This window comes from Bradyrhizobium sp., assembly GCF_019244115.1.
GTDB lineage: Bacteria > Pseudomonadota > Alphaproteobacteria > Rhizobiales > Xanthobacteraceae > Bradyrhizobium.
On the sequence record NZ_JAFATE010000249.1, the window covers coordinates 1 to 19969 of the forward strand.

Consider the following 19969-nt stretch of genomic DNA (forward strand, 5'->3'; position numbering starts at 1 on the left):
GCGCAGGCCGCCAAAACTGTCCGATGTCACGATGCCCAGCGCGACCAGCTCGGCGATAGCCTCCTCAAGCTGCGAACGCAGCAAACCGGTCTGGCCTAGGAGATCCTGGAAGAACGAAGCGCCGTCCTGCCGAATGCGCTCGGCGACTGTCTCTGCGCGCGGGCTCGGGCGCAAGCCGTCGCCCTGTGACGACAACGAAGTCCACATCGCGCTGGCTTGGCGCGGCAAAATCGCAATCGGCGTGGTGCGCAGTGGCGAGGCCTTCTTCTCGCCGGTCCCACCCCGCGCGCGCAACCGCATCCAAGTGAGGTAGCCAGCAAGACAGCGTTCGTCGAGCCAGTCAGGGTCATAGTCGGCGAGCCGCGCCGGCAGGATCTCGCTCTCCCACGCACCAGCCGGCGCCTCAAAACCTTCAAGCTGCGCCAGCACCGCATCGAGGGCCTTGCGGCCGGTCATGCGCGTCCTGGGATCGACGTGCTGCCAGGCGAACAGGAAACGGAGAAAATCGCGTGCAGCGACCGGCTCGATCTCGCCTCGCAGCCGCTTGATAGTGCAATGATGAATGCGCGACAGGAGACGGCGCTCGCACCATTCGTCCTCGTCCGCGCCCGCCGTGAAACGCGCGCGCATGGCGAAGCCCTCAGCCTCGAGGCTTGCGAGCGGCACGGCAATCTCACCGGGTGTCATGTCCAAGGAAGATGCAAGGCTCGTTGCCGTCACCGGCCCTAAGCCCTCAAGCCGGCCGCGAATGATCTCGACCAGCGCGTCATCGCGCGACCACTCACGCGAGAACAGCAAGCCGACCTCGGGCTCAATCCGCGCCTGCGGCCACAGCGCGCGAAACTGCCCAGCCCGCTCGGTGGAAATCCACAATGTCCGGGCACCGCGCGCCACGCGCCCAACGCGCCCTGTATCGGCAAGCGCTTTCAGCCAATCACGCAAGCGCGCTTGTGCATCGATCTCCGCCTCCGTCATAAAGCCGAGCCATACGAGCGCGTCGTGCAACTCATCCGCGTTTTCGGCGTCAGGCCAGGTCTCATTGCGCACGCGCGCAATCGCCTCGGGATCGAGGCGCCCGAGATCCGCCGCATCCTCAGCCGATATCCAGCGCCGCGCCATCACCGCCTGGGTCCGGCGTTCCTCGAGCGGGGCATCATCGAGAAAAGCGTAGGGCCGCGCTGACAGCACTTCGAACGCCAGCGGCGACGGCTGCGTCAGCTCGCGCGTGACGATTGCAACTTCCCCGGCCTCGATCGCCCCCAGCAGCCGCTCGAGGCCTTCAATATCCATGGCATCAGTCAGGCCGTCACGGATGGCCTGGCGAACCAGCGGATGATCTGGGATTTCCCGTTCGCCTGCCAGATTTTCTGCGCAGGCAATCTGGTCGGGGAACACGGCCCCAATCAAGTCTTCCGCCCCCATACGCGCGATCTGCGGCGCCACCTCCCTGCCGCCCGGAAGCGGGGCAGCGCAAGCGCCACGCCCACCACCCAGCGCCAGCGTGTAGTGAACATCGGTGAGTCCAGCATGGCTTGTGTCAGAACCGCGCGCACCGACGCCGAGTTCAGGTAATTTGCCACCTCGTCAAGCGGGAAGCTGTGCGCCTCGGTCAGCGAGATGACGATGTTGTCCTCGGTCGCGGCAGCCTGAAGTTCAAAGTTGAACTTGCGGCAGAAGCGTTTTCGCAGCGCCAGGCCCCAAGCGCGATTGAGACGGCTGCCAGGTGGCGAGTGGATGACAACCTGCATGCCGCCCGCTTCGTCGAAAAAGCGCTCGATCACGACGGTCGTTTGCGTCGGCAGACACGCCAGTGCGCCATACGCGGTTTGCAGATATTCAACGAGCTGATCGGCCGCGGCTGGGACCATGCCGACCTCGTCCGTGAGCCAGCGCAACGCAGTGGCGCCGCTAGAATCCCGCCCCAGATGGGCTGCAATTGCTTCGCGCAAACGCGACACTGATTGCGACAGTTCGTCGGTTCTGCCCGGCGCCTCACCGAGCCAGAATGGAATGGTCGGCGCCATACCATGCGCGTCCTCGACGCGGACGACCCCGCGCTCCACGCGCTGGATCTTGTAGCTGCGGTTTCCGAGCTGAAAAATATCACCGGCGAGGCTTTCGACGGCGAAGTCCTCGTTCACTGTACCGATCAGGTGGTTCTCGGGCTCAAGCAGGACCTGATAGTCGGCGTTATCCGGAATGGTGCCGCCGGCGGTGAGCGCCGTCAGCCGCGAGCCACGCCGGCCGCGCAGCACGCCATTGACGGCGTCGTGGTGGAGCAGCGAACCGCGGCGGCCTCTTCGCGTGCTAAACCCATGAGACAGCATCTCGACTACAGCAGAGAAGTCCTCGCGTGACAGCTTTCGGTAGGCCCACGCACGGCGGACGAGCGCGAATAGCTCGTCCTCCCGCCACTCGCGGCAAGCCACTTCCGCTACGATCTGCTGCGCCAGCACGTCAAGCGGTTGCTCGGGGATCATCAGTCGATCGAGTTCGCCACGGCGCACGCTATCGAGCAGGGCCGTGCACTCGACCAACTCGTCGCGAGACAGCGGAAAGAGCCGGCCCTTGGGCGTGCCACCGACCGCATGACCAGATCGGCCGACACGCTGCAGGAAAGTCGCAATCGCGCGCGGCGAGCCGAGTTGACAGACGAGGTCGACATCGCCGATGTCGATACCGAGCTCAAGCGATGCGGTTGCAACCAACGCCTTGAGCTGCCCGTGCTTCAGTCGCTGCTCGGCCTCCAGCCGCTGCTCCTTGGCAAGGCTGCCATGATGTGCGGTGACATTTGTCTCGCCCAACAGCTCGGACAGTTTTCGCGTCACCCGCTCGGCCATTCGGCGGGTGTTGACGAAAACGAGCGTGGTACTGTGCTGCTCGATCAGTGCGGACAGGCGACGATAGACCTGATCCCAGACCTCCGCCGACATCACAGCTTCGAGAGGGGACTCCGGAACCTCAAGGGCGAGATCTCGATCCCGGCGATGGCCTGAATCCACGATCACACACGCCTTGCTCGTAGCCGCCTGGTCGGGCGTGGCGCCAACAAGAAACCGAGCGACGTCCTCGATCGGCTTCTGCGTTGCAGATAGACCGATTCGCAGCGGCGGTGAGGCGCATATAGCTGCCAGCCGCTCGAGCGAGAGAGCGAGATGGCTGCCGCGCTTGTTCGCCGCGATGGCATGAATCTCATCGACGATCACGGTGCGCGTGGTTGACAGCATCCGTCGTCCGGTCTCTGAACCGAGCAGGATAGAGCGATTCCGGGGTCGTCACGACGATGTGCGGCGGGCGCCGTGCCATGCGCTGGCGCTCGGTTGAGGGCGTGTCGCCGGTCCGCACCCAGCTTCTGATCTCCAGATCGGAACGCTTTTGTTCGCGCAGCTTGTCTCGGATGCCGGCGATCGGCGCCTCAAGATTGTGGAGAGGGCCTTCAACGGTGAAACATAGACGACCTGGGTTTCATCCTTGAGTGCGCCGGCCTCACCCTGCCACACAAGGTCATCGATCGCCGACAGGAACGCAGCAAGCGTCTTGCCCGAGCCGGTCGGCGCCGCGATCAACACGTTCTGACCAGCCTTGATAAGCGGCCAAGCTTCAGCCTGCGGCGGCGTGGGAACCCCGAACTGCTCCTCAAACCAGGCGACGACGGAGGGATGGAATGATGTCTTGGAAAGCATGCGCGAACTGCTGGCTGCGGCCGTTCCCAGCCGAAAATGGCAGGAGGGCAACTTGGAACCGACAGGTGCATATAGGGTGCTCGGGATGCGGATCAACCGAGGTGCAGGTCGGCTTCACACCAGGTAGTAAGTGGTGTTAGATCGTGCGATTGCCCCTGTCGTTCTCGCATCCCTGGCGGAGAGAAGCGTACCAGCTCCGCGCTTGCCGGGCACGGCGGGCACCGGCATTGCGCCGTTTCGCACCTGCCATTAAGCTCCGTCTGCTGGCGTGCAGCTAACAGGAGCACCCTATGCCGACTGGCCTGGCTCCCCTGGACGAGATCATCACGATCGAGGAGCTCACGCGCGATCCCTATCCGATCTACAGGCGCCTGAGACGCGAAGCGCCTGTACTACGGGTCAAATCCGTGGGGCGCACGTTCCTCACCAAGGCTGCTGACACCAAATACGTTAAGGACAATGCGGCGTTGTTCAGCTCCGACGATCCGAACACGCCCATGAAGCGCGCCTTTCTCGCTCATACGCTCATGCGCAAGGACCACGACGAGCACCGGACCGAGCGGATGGCGATGATGCCGGCCCTGATGCCGAAGACAATCGAATCCGTTTGGGCGCCGCTATATGCGAAACTAGCCGCGGCGTATCTTGACCATTTGCCGCGCGGTGAGGTGGTCGATCTCTTTCCCACTCTCGCGGGACCGCTCGCCGCGCGGATTCTGGCGCATGCAATGGGTGTTCCGGACGCGAGCGATGAGGACATGCAGCGATGGTCTCAGACCCTGATTGACGGCGCCGGCAATTTCGGATGGACGCCGGGGCCTTTCGATGCGACCGACATTGCCAATGCGGAGATGGACAAATGTATCCGCGCCAACGCCGAACGCGTGCGGGCTGAACCAGATTCCTCAGCACTCTCCTTCATGGTGAACGCGGCGAAACCGATTCCAGAAAGCCAGATGATCGCCAATGTAAAGATCGCGATCGGCGGCGGCATCAACGAGCCTCGCGACGCCCTGCTGACGATCCTATACGGCCTTCTCACCAATCCGGATCAGCTTGACGCCGTGCGCGCAGGGAGCAGATGGCGGTCCGCCTTCGAGGAAGGAGTGCGGTGGGTGGCGCCTATCCAGGCGAGTTCACGGCTCGTTATGGAGGACACGGAGATTCGTGGCTGCATCATCCCCAAGGGCGACACCGTGATGACGATCCAGGCGTCGGCCAATCGAGACGAGGAGGTCTTCGAAGATGGCGAGAACTACAACGGGCTGCGCGAGCCCAATCCTCACCAGGCCTTTGGCAACGGCCCGCATCATTGCGCGGGCGCGCACCTGTCGCGGCGAACCGTTGGGGCCATCCTGCTGCCAATGCTATTCGAGCGCTTCCCCAACATGACCTTGCCTGAACCCGCGAGCGTGCGCTGGCACGGGTTCGGTTTCCGTGGCCCGCTGAACCTGCCGGTTCTCCTGCAATAGGAGTCGGCGCTAGGCAGAAACTTTTTTGTTTTGCCGCGCTGCTGGAGATCGTCCGCAATTACCCGTAAGCAGCGCTTGGCGGTCAATTCCGCGGCACATCCGCCGGGTGCTACATTCCTCCGGCACGTCATCCCACAAGAACGCCGGGAACACAATGAAGATCATCGCCATTCACGCGCACCACGTCTGCATTCCCTACGACATGGGCGCGCCGCGCCAGGAGTTCGCCGGGCTTAAGTTCGCGACCATGGACCACCTGCTGATCCAAGTGGAGACCGACGCCGGTATCACCGGCTGGGGCGAGGGCTTCGGCCACACGATCATTCCGGCGACCAAGGCCGCGCTCGAGTGCTATGTTGCGCCGTGGTTCATCGGCAAGGACCCGACCGACATCGCCGCGCTGCACCGCGAGGCCGCGCAGCACTTCCACCTGTTCGGCGGCAACGGTCCTGTGGTCTACGCACACTCAGGCGTCGACATCGCGCTTTGGGACATCGCCGGCAAGCGAGCGGGTTTGCCGCTGAGCCAGCTCCTCGGCGGCGCGCGGCGCACCGAGGTCAGAGCCTACGCCAGCCTGCTGCGCTACGGCGCACCGGAGACGGTCGCACGAATATGCGCGGAGCGGACGGCGGCCGGGTTCAAGCATATCAAGCTGCACGAGCATTCCGTCGCCGCGGTGATGGCAGCCCGCGACGGCGCGGGACCCGACATCGCGATCATAAATGACGTCAATTGCCCGTGGACCGTCGCCGAGGCGCTCGAGATGGAGCGCGCCTATCGCCCCGCCTGTCTCTTCTGGCTCGAGGAGCCGGTGTTTCCGCCCGAGGACCACAGGGGGCTGGCGCGCGTACGCCGCGAGGGACAGACGCGGATTTCGGCGGGCGAGAACGCCGGCGGCCTGCACGATTTTGCCGATAGCTTCGAGAAGGGTGCCGTCGACATCGCGCAGCCCAGCGTGACCAAGATCGGCGGCATCACCCAGATGCGCAAGATCATCGCGCTCGCCGAGGCGCATTCCGTCGAACTCATCCCACACTGCGCTTATTTCGGGCCCGGCAATCTCGCCTCGATCCACATCGTTGCATCGTTGCCGACTGATACCCTGCTCGAAAACCTCTACGCCAATCTGGAGGCGTCTCCTTTTGGCGACGCGATGACGGCGACAGGCGGCAAGGTGTCCGTCCCGCAGGGTCCCGGCCTCGGCGTCGAGCCGGACATGAGGATCGTCGAGAAATACCGGCAAGGCGCGGTTGTCTCGATTCCGTAGGCACCGATGCTTGCCAGTGCTTCGGCTGCCGTCGAGAAAGTGTTGCGTACGCTCTTAGCTTTCTAGCATCGGCGCAGCTGCCGGCACCGGCCCCCAGCTGTCCTCTCAAACTTCACGCAGCCGACAGATGGTCCAGAGCAATAGAGATGCGACTGCTCCTGCCGCTATCATTATTGGGCGACCAGACGTCCTCTGCTTGTTTAGGGAAAGAATGATGCGGGAGGAGCTTTGGCGCGGAAGTAAGGCGTCTAGGCCCGCTTAGGGTCACAACCGGCGGTCGCAAATTACGAGACACACGTCCGGTCTGACCCCGACAGCAGACAAGCGCAGCGTTGCCCGCTTCTTCGCTTGGGGCCAAAAGGCGAAATTTGCGGCGTCGCCAGTGCGGCGCGCAACAACTCGCCAATCGTCCAAACGTCATCCGCAACGCCAAGCGTCATTGTTGGCGTCCCAAGGCCACCCGAACAAGCTTGAGCCGATGCGTGCAATTCGAGCGATCGCAATCCGGCAATCTTGCTTATGCGAGTTTCCGATAATACAGACGCGCCAACTCCTGCGGTGACTTATCGGTCTTGATGGCGCCCGACTCGATCCGAGTGCGGAGCGCACGCTCCAGCGATTGACCAACATCGAGCTGAGTGTCGAAGCTAAGGCAGCATTCCACCGCTTTGACTGATCCTTCGACAGGGACCGTCGTGCCATAGTAGCCGCCAGCTTGCGCGGCGAGCACCGCCTGGCGCGGATGCTGCCCGGCCCATTCCCTCGCGCTTCTAAACGCCCGGACAATACTGGCCGCAGTCTCGAGTTCGTTCTCGACGATCGCGCGCTTGATGACAGTTAGGCAACAAAATTCATTGTTGTGCGTGGTTTCGTCCTGAGTGACGAGCCGCCGCGCGAGTTGCTTCTCCTCCATGATCAACGCCCGGGGCTCCGCGACCGCGATCGCTGCAAACTTGCCGGTTTTGAATCCCTCCGCCACATAGTCATTCAGATTAGCGAGCGCCTCCCAGGGGTAGGTCCTCAATGTCACCTCTCTAGGGGCATCGAGCCCCGGCGCCTTCAGCCAGTGGTGGAGCCACATGTGACCGTGCAACAAGAATGGTTCGACCGCGTATGCACCGATCTCAATCGTCTTTCCCTTAAGGTCAGCGACGGACTGGACCGGGCCGTTAGGCGGAACCATAATGGACCAGCAACCGAAGTGGTTGCCATCAACGATGTAGTAGTCGACCTTTCCGGCCACCATGTTGTGCAGTTGGTCCGTGTCGAAGTAGCCGACGTCAGCCTCAGAGACCCCGGCGTCGGTCTTGATCCAGAGCCGGTGGGATCTGCCCTGGGCAACGGCCGTTCGGTTGTCTAGCGCGGCGACTCCTTGGACACGCAGACCTTCCTCCGCGAAGAAACCCTTCACGAAGGCTGCATACTGTCCAAGATGGCAGGTTGGGCCCGTTGGGTCGTAGCCCATGATGAATGTTTTTTGGTTGGCGGCGCGTGCGGTGCGGATGTGGACTAAAGGAATTGCGGCTACGCCAGCACCGACTTTAAGCGCTGTACGACGTGAAACGAGATGCGAATGTGTCATTGCACCCTCCTTCGTGCTCGTCGCATGACGGCTCGCGCGACAGCGGAGAGAAACACGTGCATGCAACGGGCGATCGACATCCGCGGTCTCTCCAAGGGGCAAGTCCCAGAGCGCGATGTCCGCGGCAGGTACGACGACCGGCGGGTTAGACCCGGGCCACGGTTTTAGTTAAGAACGTTACTCCTGTCAGAACCGGATTGCGAGCGTCCCGTGCCGGATGCCCATGGACGAATGAGAAGTCCGCTTCGGGTCAAAATGCGAAAGGCTCGGAACGAGCAGATGTGGTCCGGTCTTGCTCAGAGATCCGACCCTTACGGCAGACATGCTGAATCGGCAGCAACGGGGCCAGGCTGTGTGAAAAGCACACAGCCTGGGCCATCAGCCGACCTACTGTGACACAAAAAATTCTCTATACTTTCCTGACCTACTGGCTCACTACGGGCTACAATCTCTAATCTTTCGCTGCCGCCTTCGAGTTCGACACGAGTTTGCGAGTGGAGAGATGGGTGATCAGGAGCAAATGTTTCCCGATCAAGCAAACGGCGCGACGCAAAGCGCTGTTCGTACTAGTGACGATGGTCATTTTCGCCTGCCTCGGATTTGTGACGACGCTCGCCGCCGGGCGTCCGCTAGAGCTCGGGCTTAGCAACGCCATCTTGATCGGGTTCGGCGTCGGGCTGTTTGAAGAATTCTACGTTCAAAGCAAGCGTGGTCGTTGGCTGCGCAACATGCATCCGCTTCGCTCAATCCCGGTCTATATCGGCGTGATCATCCTGTTCTACATTGCTTCCGCCCACCTCACGCGTGCGCTGCTCGGACGCCTGGATGACCTCCCGACGCTCTATCGCCGGCTGCCCTACGGGATCGCTTTTTTCACGATATTTTCTCTGGTCGGCGTGTTGATGGTGCGGGTCATCCACTTCATTGGGCTTGAGAATCTGTTCCACCTCACGGTTGGCACCTACCATCGCCCCGTGCGTGAACGGAAGATGCTGTTGTTTCTCGACATCAATGGATCAACAGCCATGGGCGAAAGGCTCGGCGCACTGTCGATGCGCTCTCTCGTCAGCAAATTCCTCTCCGACCTCTCGGCGCCGATCACCGATCATAGCGGCGAGATTTACCTCTACAAAGGGGATGGATTGATTGCGATATGGAATTGGGCCGCGGGGGCCGACCAAGACAACATTCTCAGATCCGTCGACTCGATGTTTAGCGCGATCGAGCGGCAGCGTGCCTCGTACGATAAATTGTTCGGTGTCGCACCAGGCTTCCGCATCGGCATCCACGGCGGCGACGTGATCGTCAGCGAGCAGGGCGATACAAAACGCTCGATTGGCATCTACGGCGATGCCATCAACATCGCAGCGCGGATGGAAGAGGTCGCCAGAACCCACAACGCACGCTGCATTGTGTCGAAGGTCGTGGTCGAGGCACTAGCGAACCGCGACCGCATGCGCGAGATCGGCGAAGAGACCGTCAAAGGAATTTCCACCTCGATCCGCGTCTATGAATATCAGCCAAATCTCGAACTTCGGCCAATGTCTGCCTAGGGTCATGTGCTGCAGACCTAGGGCGGCCCCGCGGCGCATCTATGGCCGCAAGCCCCTGAAAGCAGACACGATCTGCGCGTCATCACGCATGCTCGGTACCCTCACAAACCGAGGAGTACGGTCATGCCTGACGAAGAAAGTCTCTCCACCAAAGTTTGCCGCACCCCCTGGAACAAGGGCAAGCTGGTCGGAGCCAAACCTCCGCTGCGGCCAAACCAAGTCTGGTCCATCCGAACACGGCTGCTGATCGAAAGACGGACCCGCGACCTTGCCTTTTCAACCTTGCGATCGACAGCAAGTTGCGAGGTTGCGACGTCGTCGCCCTGAGGGTCGAAGATGTCGCTCCGAATGGCTATGCGGTCGATCGTGCGACCGTCCGGCAGAAGAAGACCGGGAGACCGGTCAAGTTCGAGTTGACGGATCAAACCCGGCAAGCCGTTGACGACTTCTTGAAGGAAGCCGGCAAGAGGCCAGGTGAGTATTTGTTCGCTGGGCGCCGTGGGCACAATCGAGCGATTGACAACCCGCCAATATGCTCGCCTTCTTGCTGAGTGGACGGCAAGCATCGGGCTTGACCCGATGATGTTTGGGACCCACTCCCTGCGCCGGACCAAGGCAACGCTGATCTACCGCCGCACCGGGAATTTGCGAGCCGTGCAGCTCTTGCTCGGCCACACCAAGATCGAAAGTACGGTCCGCTACCTCGGCATCGAGGTGGACGATGCGCTCGCGATTGCCGAACAAGTCGACGTCTGAATCACCAGGGCAGAGCGGACATGCTCTGCCCAGCGGCCTTGAGCCGCTTCGGGCCAAATGCGGTCCTGGCACCAGTTCTTAAGTCTCATTCGGGCATTCCAGCCATTCGTAGTGCGTTCCCGATCAGGGCCCGCCGTTCAGGCGATACATAGGGTTGAAAGTAGTTGGAGACCCGCCGACCAGGCGCGATGCCAAGCAGTCGTTTCATTGCTGCTTTTGCGTTGTCAATTTCGCCTGCTAAGGCGTTGGCAATGGAGAGCGCGGCGAGAGCGTCAACGTTGTTCGGCTGGTCTCGCAGGGATTTCTCCGCCCAGGCTATTGCTTCTGGATAGCGTCCTGCGCGAAGATGCGCGTGCGCCGTTGCGGATTCCATTACATGGAATGCGAAATCGAGCGGACTTAGGCGCATCGCCCGTTCGAGATGTTCAATCGCGACATCGGGCTCACCCAACATGCTCCTGACCCAGCCGCTCAGATTCCACGATCGTGCCAGATTAGGGTTGAGCAGCAAGGACTGATCTAAAAAAGCTGCGCCTTCTCTCAATTCGACAATTGTCCGCGCAAAGGTGGCGAGGGTCATACCACCCCAGGCGAGTGAAAACCCGTCATCCCGACCGAACTTAATTGCTTCCCGGGCAAGTCTCCTGGCCTCGATCTGATCGGCGTCGGAGGTGCGGCCGATCGTAAAGCGCCAGATGTAACAATAGGCAGCTAAGGCATGGGCCTGTGCGTATTCCGGATCGAGCTTGATGGTCTCATACAGGAGCCGAAGCGCTTCGTCATGACTCTCGACCGTCCACCGGTATATGCAATCCGTTGCACGCAAAAAGATCGTAAGCATTCAGATCGGCCGGTGCCTTGCGCTTGACGCGCGCCACCTCGGCCGCCAGCAGCTTGGGATCGATCGCGCCAACAACTCCGCTTGCCACCCGATCCTGAAGCTCGAAGATGTTTTCCAGCGCGCCGTCGAAGCGATCGGCCCATAAATGCGCGCCCGTCGTAGCATCGATCAATTGTCCGGTGATGCGCACCCGATTTCCCGACTTTCGTACACTGCCTTCGAGCAGGTAGCGGACGCCCAGTTCGCGGCCTGCCTGCTTTAAATCGACCGCTCGCCCCTTGTAGGCGAGTGTCGAAGTGCGAGCGATAACGAACAGCCAGTGGAATCGGCTGAGTGCCGTCGTGATCTCTTCGACCATTCCGTCTGCAAAATATTCCTGTTCCGGATCGCCGCTCATGTTCTGGAACGGCAACACGGCGATGGATGGCTTGTCGGGCAGCGGGAGTGGCATTCGCTCATCAGGGCGCGAGGGCAACGCGCTCGGCGCAACCAGCCCCAGATGGTCCTTCGATTTTGCCGCGAAGACATGAACGGGGCGGTCGATATTTTTCAGTCGCTGCTCGCCCAAATCGACGAACTCAACCGCGACCTTGCCACGAACCTGATCGTATGCGGACGATGAGACGCAAATGCCCCCAGGCTCAGCGATACCCTCAAGCCGTGCCGCGACGTTGACGCCATCACCAAGAATGTCATCGCCCTCGATCAGGATGTCCCCGAGATTGATCCCGATCCGAAACAGCATACGTCGGTCCTCGGGGACACCTTGGTTGCGCTCGGCCATCACCGCCTGCACGGCCACTGCGCATTCGACCGCATGGACTACGGAGGGAAACTCCAGCAATACGCTGTCGCCCATGGACTTGACGATGCGTCCGCCGTGCTTCGCCACAAGGGCATCAGTGACCGCGCGGTGTTCGCGGAGCGCGCGGGCGGTGCCGACCTCGTCGAGGCCCATGAGCCGCGAGTAGCCCGCCACGTCAGCCGCTACGATTGCTGCTAACCGCCGTTCTGTGCGTCCAGCCGACATCAGCCCGACCCCGCCTGACCTATCTCATCAAACCATAGGAGTTGGGTTGCTGCCAACGGACTCAGACGATTGATCGCGCGCGCCAGGAGGTCTGCTTCGGGTCAAAGGACTAAACCGCTCGCGCGGTAGGAGGCCGCGGCTGGCGGCGGAGGCAAGACGATAGCGCAACGGGGCGTCCTGTCTTGAGATCGAGGGGTTCGAGAACCTCACTCAAGACAGGAGCATCCCCAATGACCAAGCAGGCCATCAGCCCGTTGCGTCGGCGCATGATCGAAGACATGACGATCCGCAAGCTCTCGCCCAAGACCCAACATGACTACGTGCAAAGGGTCAAGGACTTCGCGGTGTTCCTGGGCCGCTCTCCCGACCAGGCCCAGTCAGAGGACGTGCGCGGCTTTCGGCTGCATCTGGTGTCGAGGGGCGCCGGCGTGCCAAAGATCAACGCCACCGTCTCGGCACTGCGCTTCTTCTTCAATGTAACGCTGGATCGCCCAGACCTCACCAAGCACCTGGCATTCATTCACGAGCCGCGCAAGGCACCGGTGGTGTTGAGCCCCGATGAGGTTGCGCGCTTTCTGGAGGCCGCGCCGAGCATCAAGTACAAGGCAGCGCTCAGTGTCGCCTACGGTGCAGGGCTGCCGTCTCTGAGGTCGTCGCCTTGAATGTCTCCGATATCGACTCCGAGCGCATGATGCTGCGCGTCGAGCGGGGTAAAGGCCGCAAGGATTGCCACGCGATGCTTTCTCCGGTGCTGCTCGAACTTCTGCGTGATTGGTATCGCATTGGCCGCCCGCAGGGCTGGCTGTTTCCGGGACTGAAGCCGGCCAGCCCAATGTCGACGCGCCAACTCACGCGCGCCTGCCACGCGGCAGCTGACATGGCCGAGATTACCAAGCGGATAACGCCGCACACCTTGCGCCACAGCTTCGCAACCCACCTGCTCGAGCAGAACATCGATATCAGGGTGATTCAGGTCCTGCTGGGTCATGCCAAACTTGAGACCACGGCGCTTTACACCCGCGTCGCCACCAACACGATCCGCGAGGTCATGAGCCCGCTCGATCGCCTCACGCCGCTGACACCCAAGAAGAACGAGCCCAGGGACACGTCACCGGCCTAAGCGGAAGGCGGGTGGCGCGTCCAAGATTGGAGGTCGCGGATATCTTCCGCGGCCATGGTCCGGCGTGGCGTCAAGCCAATGCCGGCCATGTGAGCCTCCAGCAGTTGAGGGTGATGTCGGCGATCGAGCGCTGCCGCACGGCGGAGCTCGGCGGCCATGTCGCGCGCTGCGCGGACTGTGCCTATACGACCATCGCCTACAACTCCTGCCGCAACCGGCACTGCCCGAAGTGCCAGGGCGCAGCCGCGAAGCAATGGCTCGCCAACCGCGAGGCCGAGCTGTTGCCGGTGCTGTACTATCATGTGGTGTTCACGCTGCCTGCGGCCATCGCCGACATCGCCTACCAGAACAAGGCCGTCGTCTACGATCTGCTGTTCAAGGCCTCGGCCGAGACCATGCTGACGATTGCCGCCGACCCCAGGCATCTCGGTGCCAGGATCGGCATCACCTCCGTGCTGCACAGCTGGGGCTCGGCACTGACCCATCACCCGCACGTGCACATGATCGTGCCAGGTGGCGGCATCTCACCAGACGGCCAGCGCTGGATATCGTGCCGGCCGGGATTCTTTCTGCCCGTGCGCGTGCTCTCCCGCCTGTTCCGTCGGCTGTTCCTGGAGAAGCTCATCGCCACCCACCAAGCCGGCCGTTTGAGCTTCTTCGGCGCTCACGCCCATCTGGCTGATGCGCAGTCCTTCGCAGCCCATCTTGCGCCGCTGCGCAAAACCGCGTGGGTCGTCTACGCCAAGCGACCGTTCGGCGGCCCCGAGGCGGTGCTGGCCTATCTGTCGCGCTATACTCACCGCGTTGCCATCGCCAACAGCCGCTTGATCGCCTTTGACGAACAGCTCGTCACCTTCAAATGGAAAGACTACCGCATCGAGGGCCGCGATCGATACAAGCAGATGACGCTCGCCACGGACGAGTTCATCCGCCGCTTCCTCATCCACGTGCTGCCAAAGGGCTTGCACCGCATCCGCCACTACGGCCTGTTCGCCAAGGGCTCCTGCGCCGACAACATCGCACGCGCACGCGAGCTGCTCGCCGTCGCAAGACCTGAAGGCCAGCCCACCGCTGCCGCCGTCGATCCCGGCAAGCCGAGTTGTCCATGCTGCGGTGGTCGCATGATCATCATTGAGGTCTTCGCCCGCGGGACAACTCCACGGCAGCGGCCGACCGACCCGACGACTGCCATCAGGATCGACACCTCATGACCGGCTTACAATCCCGCAATTCTGCTCACCCCGCGCGCTGCCCCTCGTTCGGCCACGGCAGAGTGCGCTCCGGTACGCTGATGTCCTCTCAAATCGCCCGACAATTCGCCGCGGTCAACGCAATCTGCCGCTCTTTCATCAACCGCTTCATCATCAGCCAGCCTGCTGGATCGGTTAGGTCCCAATCAGACAGCTCGCCCGCGGCACTCAAATCACCATAGCGCCTGCGGCCTGACCCACGTTCCCTTACCCGCGGTTTCCTCCCTTGGAGGCTTTCGGACGCCGGCCGCCCGAATACGCGGCGCTGTCTCTCATGCGGCCGGCATCCGAAACCCTTCACACGGGCTGCCTTCCCGAATGGGTTGGAGGCACGGCCGCTGTACCCCAGATAGCTGCCGACTTGTTGCAACGCCGAACTTCGGCCGCCTTGGGCCATTTCCGGACCCATGCATCGCAGCGATTTCGTCCCGTTCAATCACCTCGCCGGTATATGTTCAGGCTCATGCGGTTATTTGGCCCCTTCTATTGCTTCCAGCACCTTCTTATGCTCCGCGAGTGCAGCTAACACACCAACGGTGGGCAGATTCTCGGCGGTCATCTCCAGCTGGGTCCAATACGCGATGCGTCCCGTTCCATCCTGCAATTTCAATTGATGAAAATGTCCTTGATGCACTTCGCGGGTGTAGCGCTGTTTCAGGGACTGACTAGGATCGGAGTCACGTTGCACTCTAACCGTTATCTTCCAATCGTAATCCTTCTGTTCGTTGTAGGTGGTGTCGTCCACATACAATATTACGTTCGTTTTGCCGTCCGTGAGGGACCAATCGTACATCGAATCAGTATTGCCAACCCTGTCTTCGCTGTATGAGTAGGCACTTAAGATGATATCTACTAGACGCGCCTTTATGGCCTCGCGCTGCTCGTTGATCTGCGGTTGAACCGCCTGATATCTAGGAGTATCTGGGCCGACAGTCTCAGGAGTAAGTGCATACTTGCGACTGACAGTGATTGCATTTGGATAAGCCAATTGACCCGCACCTGATATATGCGTGTCCACTTGCGGCCCCGTCAAACTATCGAGAAATGCGTCCGCTTTCTCAAGAAGCTGCTGTCGAACCTGTGCTTCGTTTGGTGGGGCAATGTTAGCTCGCTTCGGCCGCGCTTGATCTGTCCAAAGCTCAACTGAATTGTTCTCTAGAAAGAGGCGCGCGGTCGTTTCGGAGCCGTCCGTCCATCTAACATGATTAGCCCGAAAAACCTTCGTCGCGTCGAAATCATATGAGATGGCTAGTTTGTAAACAGGAATTTTGGTCTCCGCCTGGTCTACTCCCTCCGCAGCAGCGAGTAGGTTGCGATAGCGGTCTATAACAGCCTTTCGAACTTTCGGGTCACTCGATGCAAGTTCGTTTAAGTCTGCAACGTCGTGGAGGCCCGGAGTATTGTGTACGACGTAATCTTGGGTTTGGCGCACTTGCTGCATCGCCTCGTCAACAGCTGCTTTTGCATCGCTGGCAATTTTACAAGTGCCGAGCCAGTCAATTCCGAAGATGCCGCAAGCTTGCGCGGGGGCTGTGCTGAGAACAATCGCAATGGCTGGAAGGAGGTTTTTCATTTCAAGGCTCCCAAAGATTTGCCGTACAACCATCATGCAAGGGAAAGGGCGGCGCTCGCCTCGGGATCGCATGACATCCTCCTTGTTACCGCGCACAGACGGAGGCCTAGTAGAGGCGGTTCCCATACAGCGAGAGAAGCCAATTGCAATGCGCGGTCAGGTTGCGTGCCATTATATTGAATCCGTCACGCGAGTTAACCGACATCTTCAGCTATGGGCTAACAATAAGTCAGAGGCATTTACGCAAAAGGGAGGCGGTCGGCTTCGGGTCAAAGGCCGAAAGTCTCACCAGGAGCAAATATGGTCCGTACTACCTTCGATAGCAGACTTCGATTTCAGCCGTGACGATTTCTCAGTTGGGCCAAGAAGAGACCAACGGCGTTGCAGCAATTCGTCTGCGCGGCAGTCGTTGCTTTCGACGATCACTTCACAACTCTCGTTGGCGGGCGGCTAGACGTAGAGGGGTATGAGCCGACGAGGGCGCCTGCCCTTCATTGCCCGATACAGCGCAACCGCGCCAATTATCGCCATCGATGTGATGGCGGCGCCAAAGGCGAGAGCATAGATAAGCTCGAATTTCGAAAAGATATTTGCCACCAGAAACAGGATCAACAAAACCGCCGCGAACCCATACGACTCATAGAAACTTCGGATCGCTCGTCCCCTGGAGTAAACTGACGTTATGCCTTTTGGCATCCCCACAACAACGCCAATAATTTTGGGTCTTTCGAACGTCGGATTGAATAGGTCAGGTGTCGGGACCGCGTAACCGACAGACACTTGGAACCCCTGTCCCGGGTCAAGGAAATCAAAGCGGCAAGAAAGGCCGCCAGGCTGGTGCTTGCGGACTTCAACCTTATTTTCTCGGAGAGACACTTGCACGTACGGGCCTTTAAAAATCTCAGCTTCCGAGAACAGGATTTCAATTCCATTCTCCGATTTTAGATCGCTCCCGAAGATAGTCGCTCGCCCAGAATTCCAGACCACGCAGTCGGAGTATCGGAGTGGCGCGCGCACACCCGATGACATCGTTCTAAATTCAGGATGAGTTACTTCCATCCCTGATCGGCTGTCGCTCGATATAGCCTTGCTCTCGAATGTTTTGGCATACAAAAAATACGCGAACACGTTGCTTGCTAATGCAACGGCCAGACCAAGAATGCCCAATGCATCTCCAAGAGTCATGGGTCGAGCCGACCGGTACGTGAATAATCCCAAACCCATTAGGCCAAAACTCTGAAATTTGCGCAACACCTCCAATTGACTGCGATGTCTGAAAGGGGTCAAAACCGGTAAGTCCCAACCTGAGGACAACCATTCCGCTTCCTCCTCGAACGCAGACTTTAGCGCACGGCGGGCCTTTGTCCTCGAATGATCGGCCCCGACTCAACTTCCTAACAACAGTTAACGTGCGCAAAATCGCGGGGACATTCATGTCCCCGAGGGCATGTCCCCGATGTCCCTGCAAATTTTGTTTGCTCGATTTTTCATGCACTTACTTTCGATGTCTCCGAAAATGTCCCCGGAGACATATTGACAGCCAAAAAATTTGGCGGCTTCCATCGCGCGCATACACACGGCTCGAACTGCGCCCCGAGTGGAAGCGAGCCCCTAAGCGGCTCGCGCTTCCCGAGCGGATAGATATCTCCATCACCACGAAGAATCTTCTTCTCTGCCGCGCGTGACGAATGTGTCGCAAGCGCGCCTAAAGGCGCTCGCATGCCACCGATGTCCCCGGCTGGTTTTTTCACCGTCCTTTAACGCGCGCGAGCCCCTACCCGCGTTCAGCCAAACGAACTAAGCTGGTTGCATGTGGCGGGTGCTGCAATTCATCCGACGTGCACTCTGGCGAGTCGTTCGAGTCGCGTTGGTGCCGTTTGCATTTATCGGCGGCATGACGGCGGGTGCACTCGTTGTCGGTGCAATCGTGTCGATCCCTTTCCTCGTCTTGGGGATCATCCTGAAGTTTTCGCCGTGGTTTGAGGAGTTCGTAGCTCGCTATAGAGAATTTTTCCAAGTTGGCCTGTTCCTCGGGCTCGCAGGCGTCGCCTACAGCGGGCTGCGCGAAGGTTGTCGATGGGTAGCCGGATTTTGGAAACAGGAGTTCTGGCAGTCACGCACCTGATCATCCCTTAACGCTCGCGAGGCTTCCTGATGCATGGCGGACACGTTGCTGGGAAAGGACCGGAAACAACTTCGCATTGTCGCCTCGCACCCTCGGAGCTGTCGTGATGGTCAAGCAAACCAAGCCCGCAGCCGGCGCGCCCGCCATCACCGACGAAGTCCGCAAGGTCGCCGAGCTGACGGCGGATCCTCGCAACGCGCGCCGGCACTCCGAGGCGCAGATTTCGCAGATCGTGCAGGCGATCGAGCGTTTCGGCTTCGTCGAGAAATTGGCGATTCGGCCGGACGGCCAGATCATCGGCGGCCATGCGCGCCTCGAGGCGCTCAAGCGCATGGGGCGCGAGACGGCCGAATGCCGAGTCATCGCCGGCCTGTCGGAAGCGGGCTACAAAGCTCTCGGCCTGGCGCTCAATCGCATCCCCGAGAACTCGAGCTGGGACGACGATATCCTGCGCGAGATCGTCATCGAGGTGCAAGACGAAGGCGAGGACCTGCTGTCGATCGGTTTCGGTCCAGCCGAACTGAAGAAGATCACGACAGAGCCGGACGAGCTCGAGGTAACCGAGATCGAAACCGGGCCCGTCGATGACGAGTTCTGGATTTCGATTCGCGGTCCGCTCGCGCAACAGGCAAACGCGCTCAAGGCGCTCGAGCAGGCCATGAAGCCATTCGCCGGCGTAACCGTCGAGCAGGGCAACATCAACATCGGTTAGGATTTGGGTGCGTGTACATGCATTTCCCAGTATCTAAACTGAAGATTTTCTTGGACAGCTAACCCTTGATCTTCGCCGACCGAGGTCCAGAAAGTATTGCGTTTGATCAACATTTGTCCCCTTGCACGATCTTCAAGATCCACCCCGATTTCTATGTCTGAATCTTTTGAGACCTCATGTCGATAGATCTCCACGACTTTTCGGTAGCGCACATCGGTGGCGACAATTTCGACTGACAAGCAGACGACAAGGTTCGGAAAAATCACATTTTGACGATTCACTTCCGTGGGGTAATGTCAGGCGTGCGGGTCACAGGTAAGGTCAAGTTCTTCTCCGACGAAAAGGGGTATGGCTTCATTCGACCCGATGACGGCGGCGACGAAGTCTTCGTTCACCGTACCGATCTCGATGGCCTTCTCAATGCGCTGGTCCAGGATCAGCGCGTAAGTTACGAGCTCGTCGCGAACAACTCGAAGAAGGGCAACGGCAAGAAGGCCGGAAGCGTCCGGCTGGCGTGATGTCGTTCAATGGTCTGGGCGTCAAGACCGACAATAACCCGCAGGCTTTTCGGGCCAAGGTCTCGATCCGTCGCAATGTCCTTGAGGCGATCGGCGCCGACAAGAGCGTGTTTGATGCGTTCGCCGGGGCTGGCGAGATGTATTCGGCGGTGTGGAAGGATGCCGCGTCCTATACTGGCTGCGATCGGAAACCGCAGCGCGACGGCCGCCTGATGTTCTGCGCGGACAATAGGCGCGTCTTGCGCGCAATCGACCTCGCTCCATTCTCGATCTTCGATCTCGACGGCTACGGCTCCCCCTGGGTCCAGGCGATCATCATCGCAGATCGGCGGCGCGTCGCGCCCGGCGAGCGCCTCGGCCTGGTGCTGACCGAGGGCGCAGGCCTCTCCTATAAGGCCAACATCGTGCCGGAGGCGATTGCAGTGCTGACGGGCCTGCGCACCGGAATCGTCGGGCTGTCGAAAAAGCAGGACGCGGTGATCGACAA

The 19969-nt window shown here is 60.4% G+C and carries 15 protein-coding genes and 3 pseudogenes; 10 read left to right on the forward strand and 8 right to left on the reverse strand.

What is annotated here, in order from left to right; translation table 11 throughout:
* From JOZ76_RS38535 to JOZ76_RS11190, 3 genes and pseudogenes are all read right to left on the reverse strand, one after another.
* Positions 1–1119: Lhr family ATP-dependent helicase (locus JOZ76_RS38535; protein ID WP_441300017.1), on the reverse strand; the 1119-nt coding region annotated here is incomplete at its 3' end.
* A gap of 135 nt (positions 1120–1254) precedes the next feature.
* Positions 1255–3227, reverse strand: a pseudogene (locus tag JOZ76_RS38540) (DEAD/DEAH box helicase); the annotation flags it as partial.
* Positions 3228–3275: 48 nt separating this feature from the next.
* Positions 3276–3683, reverse strand: a complete 408-nt coding sequence (locus JOZ76_RS11190; protein ID WP_291698696.1) for a DEAD/DEAH box helicase — start codon at positions 3681–3683, stop codon at positions 3276–3278.
* A gap of 290 nt (positions 3684–3973) precedes the next feature.
* Between JOZ76_RS11190 and JOZ76_RS11195 the strand changes: the two genes are divergently transcribed.
* Positions 3974–5155, forward strand: coding sequence for a cytochrome P450 (locus JOZ76_RS11195; protein WP_291698697.1), 1182 nt, complete (start codon positions 3974–3976; stop codon positions 5153–5155).
* 154 nt (positions 5156–5309) lie between these two features.
* Positions 5310–6422: a mandelate racemase/muconate lactonizing enzyme family protein gene (locus tag JOZ76_RS11200; RefSeq protein ID WP_291698698.1), complete on the forward strand. Its 1113-nt coding sequence runs from the start codon at positions 5310–5312 to the stop codon at positions 6420–6422.
* Between the two features lie 517 nt (positions 6423–6939).
* On the opposite strand, the gene JOZ76_RS11205 is transcribed toward JOZ76_RS11200, so the two are convergent.
* Entirely contained in the window at positions 6940–8004 is a 1065-nt protein-coding gene (locus JOZ76_RS11205; protein ID WP_291698699.1) for an ABC transporter substrate-binding protein, read from the reverse strand.
* A gap of 506 nt (positions 8005–8510) precedes the next feature.
* Here JOZ76_RS11205 and JOZ76_RS11210 point away from each other — a divergent pair.
* Both JOZ76_RS11210 and JOZ76_RS11215 read left to right on the forward strand, forming a co-directional pair.
* Positions 8511–9557: an adenylate/guanylate cyclase domain-containing protein gene (locus tag JOZ76_RS11210; RefSeq protein ID WP_291698700.1), complete on the forward strand. Its 1047-nt coding sequence runs from the start codon at positions 8511–8513 to the stop codon at positions 9555–9557.
* 123 nt (positions 9558–9680) lie between these two features.
* A pseudogene (locus JOZ76_RS11215) lies at positions 9681–10313 on the forward strand (tyrosine-type recombinase/integrase).
* Positions 10314–10398: 85 nt separating this feature from the next.
* On the opposite strand, the gene JOZ76_RS11220 reads toward JOZ76_RS11215, so the two are convergent.
* Entirely contained in the window at positions 10399–11154 is a 756-nt protein-coding gene (locus JOZ76_RS11220; protein ID WP_291698701.1) for a tetratricopeptide repeat protein, read from the reverse strand.
* Positions 11093–12133 (reverse strand): adenylate/guanylate cyclase domain-containing protein, encoded by a 1041-nt coding sequence (locus JOZ76_RS11225; protein WP_441300016.1) that lies wholly within the window; start codon positions 12131–12133, stop codon positions 11093–11095. The genes JOZ76_RS11220 and JOZ76_RS11225 overlap by 62 nt, the downstream gene beginning before the upstream one ends.
* A gap of 281 nt (positions 12134–12414) precedes the next feature.
* Here JOZ76_RS11225 and JOZ76_RS11230 point away from each other — a divergent pair.
* Together JOZ76_RS11230 and JOZ76_RS11235 are read left to right on the forward strand one after the other, a co-directional pair.
* Positions 12415–13304, forward strand: a pseudogene (locus tag JOZ76_RS11230) (tyrosine-type recombinase/integrase).
* An 11-nt stretch (positions 13305–13315) separates the two neighbouring features.
* On the forward strand, positions 13316–14515 hold the full coding sequence (locus tag JOZ76_RS11235; RefSeq protein ID WP_291698703.1) for an IS91 family transposase: 1200 nt from the start codon (positions 13316–13318) through the stop codon (positions 14513–14515).
* Positions 14516–15023: 508 nt separating this feature from the next.
* Here the strand turns inward: JOZ76_RS11235 and JOZ76_RS11240 are convergent.
* The gene (locus JOZ76_RS11240) at positions 15024–16127 is read right to left on the reverse strand and encodes a hypothetical protein (RefSeq protein ID WP_291698704.1); all 1104 of its coding nucleotides are present in this window, start codon (positions 16125–16127) and stop codon (positions 15024–15026) included.
* A gap of 450 nt (positions 16128–16577) precedes the next feature.
* On the reverse strand, positions 16578–17294 hold the full coding sequence (locus JOZ76_RS11245) for a hypothetical protein (RefSeq protein WP_291698705.1): 717 nt from the start codon (positions 17292–17294) through the stop codon (positions 16578–16580).
* A 643-nt stretch (positions 17295–17937) separates the two neighbouring features.
* Between JOZ76_RS11245 and JOZ76_RS11250 the strand changes: the two genes are divergently transcribed.
* From JOZ76_RS11250 to JOZ76_RS11265, 4 genes are all read left to right on the forward strand, one after another.
* Positions 17938–18252, forward strand: coding sequence for a hypothetical protein (locus tag JOZ76_RS11250; protein ID WP_291698706.1), 315 nt, complete (start codon positions 17938–17940; stop codon positions 18250–18252).
* Between the two features lie 106 nt (positions 18253–18358).
* Entirely contained in the window at positions 18359–18964 is a 606-nt protein-coding gene (locus JOZ76_RS11255; protein ID WP_291698707.1) for a ParB/Srx family N-terminal domain-containing protein, read from the forward strand.
* Positions 18965–19266: 302 nt separating this feature from the next.
* On the forward strand, positions 19267–19482 hold the full coding sequence (locus tag JOZ76_RS11260) for a cold shock domain-containing protein (RefSeq protein WP_291698709.1): 216 nt from the start codon (positions 19267–19269) through the stop codon (positions 19480–19482).
* A partial coding sequence (locus JOZ76_RS11265; RefSeq protein ID WP_291698708.1) for a hypothetical protein occupies positions 19482–19969 on the forward strand: 488 nt, incomplete at its 3' end. The genes JOZ76_RS11260 and JOZ76_RS11265, both read left to right, overlap by 1 nt.

What these genes read in the sequence shown, in the direction of transcription:
- JOZ76_RS11190 (WP_291698696.1), bottom strand. Translation starts at nt 3,683, where the DNA reads ATGCTTTCCAAGACATCATTCCATCCCTCCGTCGTCGCCTGGTTTGAG.
- JOZ76_RS11195 (WP_291698697.1), top strand. Translation starts at nt 3,974, where the DNA reads ATGCCGACTGGCCTGGCTCCCCTGGACGAGATCATCACGATCGAGGAG.
- JOZ76_RS11200 (WP_291698698.1), top strand. Translation starts at nt 5,310, where the DNA reads ATGAAGATCATCGCCATTCACGCGCACCACGTCTGCATTCCCTACGAC.
- JOZ76_RS11205 (WP_291698699.1), bottom strand. Translation starts at nt 8,004, where the DNA reads ATGACACATTCGCATCTCGTTTCACGTCGTACAGCGCTTAAAGTCGGT.
- JOZ76_RS11220 (WP_291698701.1), bottom strand. Translation starts at nt 11,154, where the DNA reads ATGCTTACGATCTTTTTGCGTGCAACGGATTGCATATACCGGTGGACG.
- JOZ76_RS11240 (WP_291698704.1), bottom strand. Translation starts at nt 16,127, where the DNA reads ATGAAAAACCTCCTTCCAGCCATTGCGATTGTTCTCAGCACAGCCCCC.
- JOZ76_RS11250 (WP_291698706.1), top strand. Translation starts at nt 17,938, where the DNA reads ATGTGGCGGGTGCTGCAATTCATCCGACGTGCACTCTGGCGAGTCGTT.
- JOZ76_RS11255 (WP_291698707.1), top strand. Translation starts at nt 18,359, where the DNA reads ATGGTCAAGCAAACCAAGCCCGCAGCCGGCGCGCCCGCCATCACCGAC.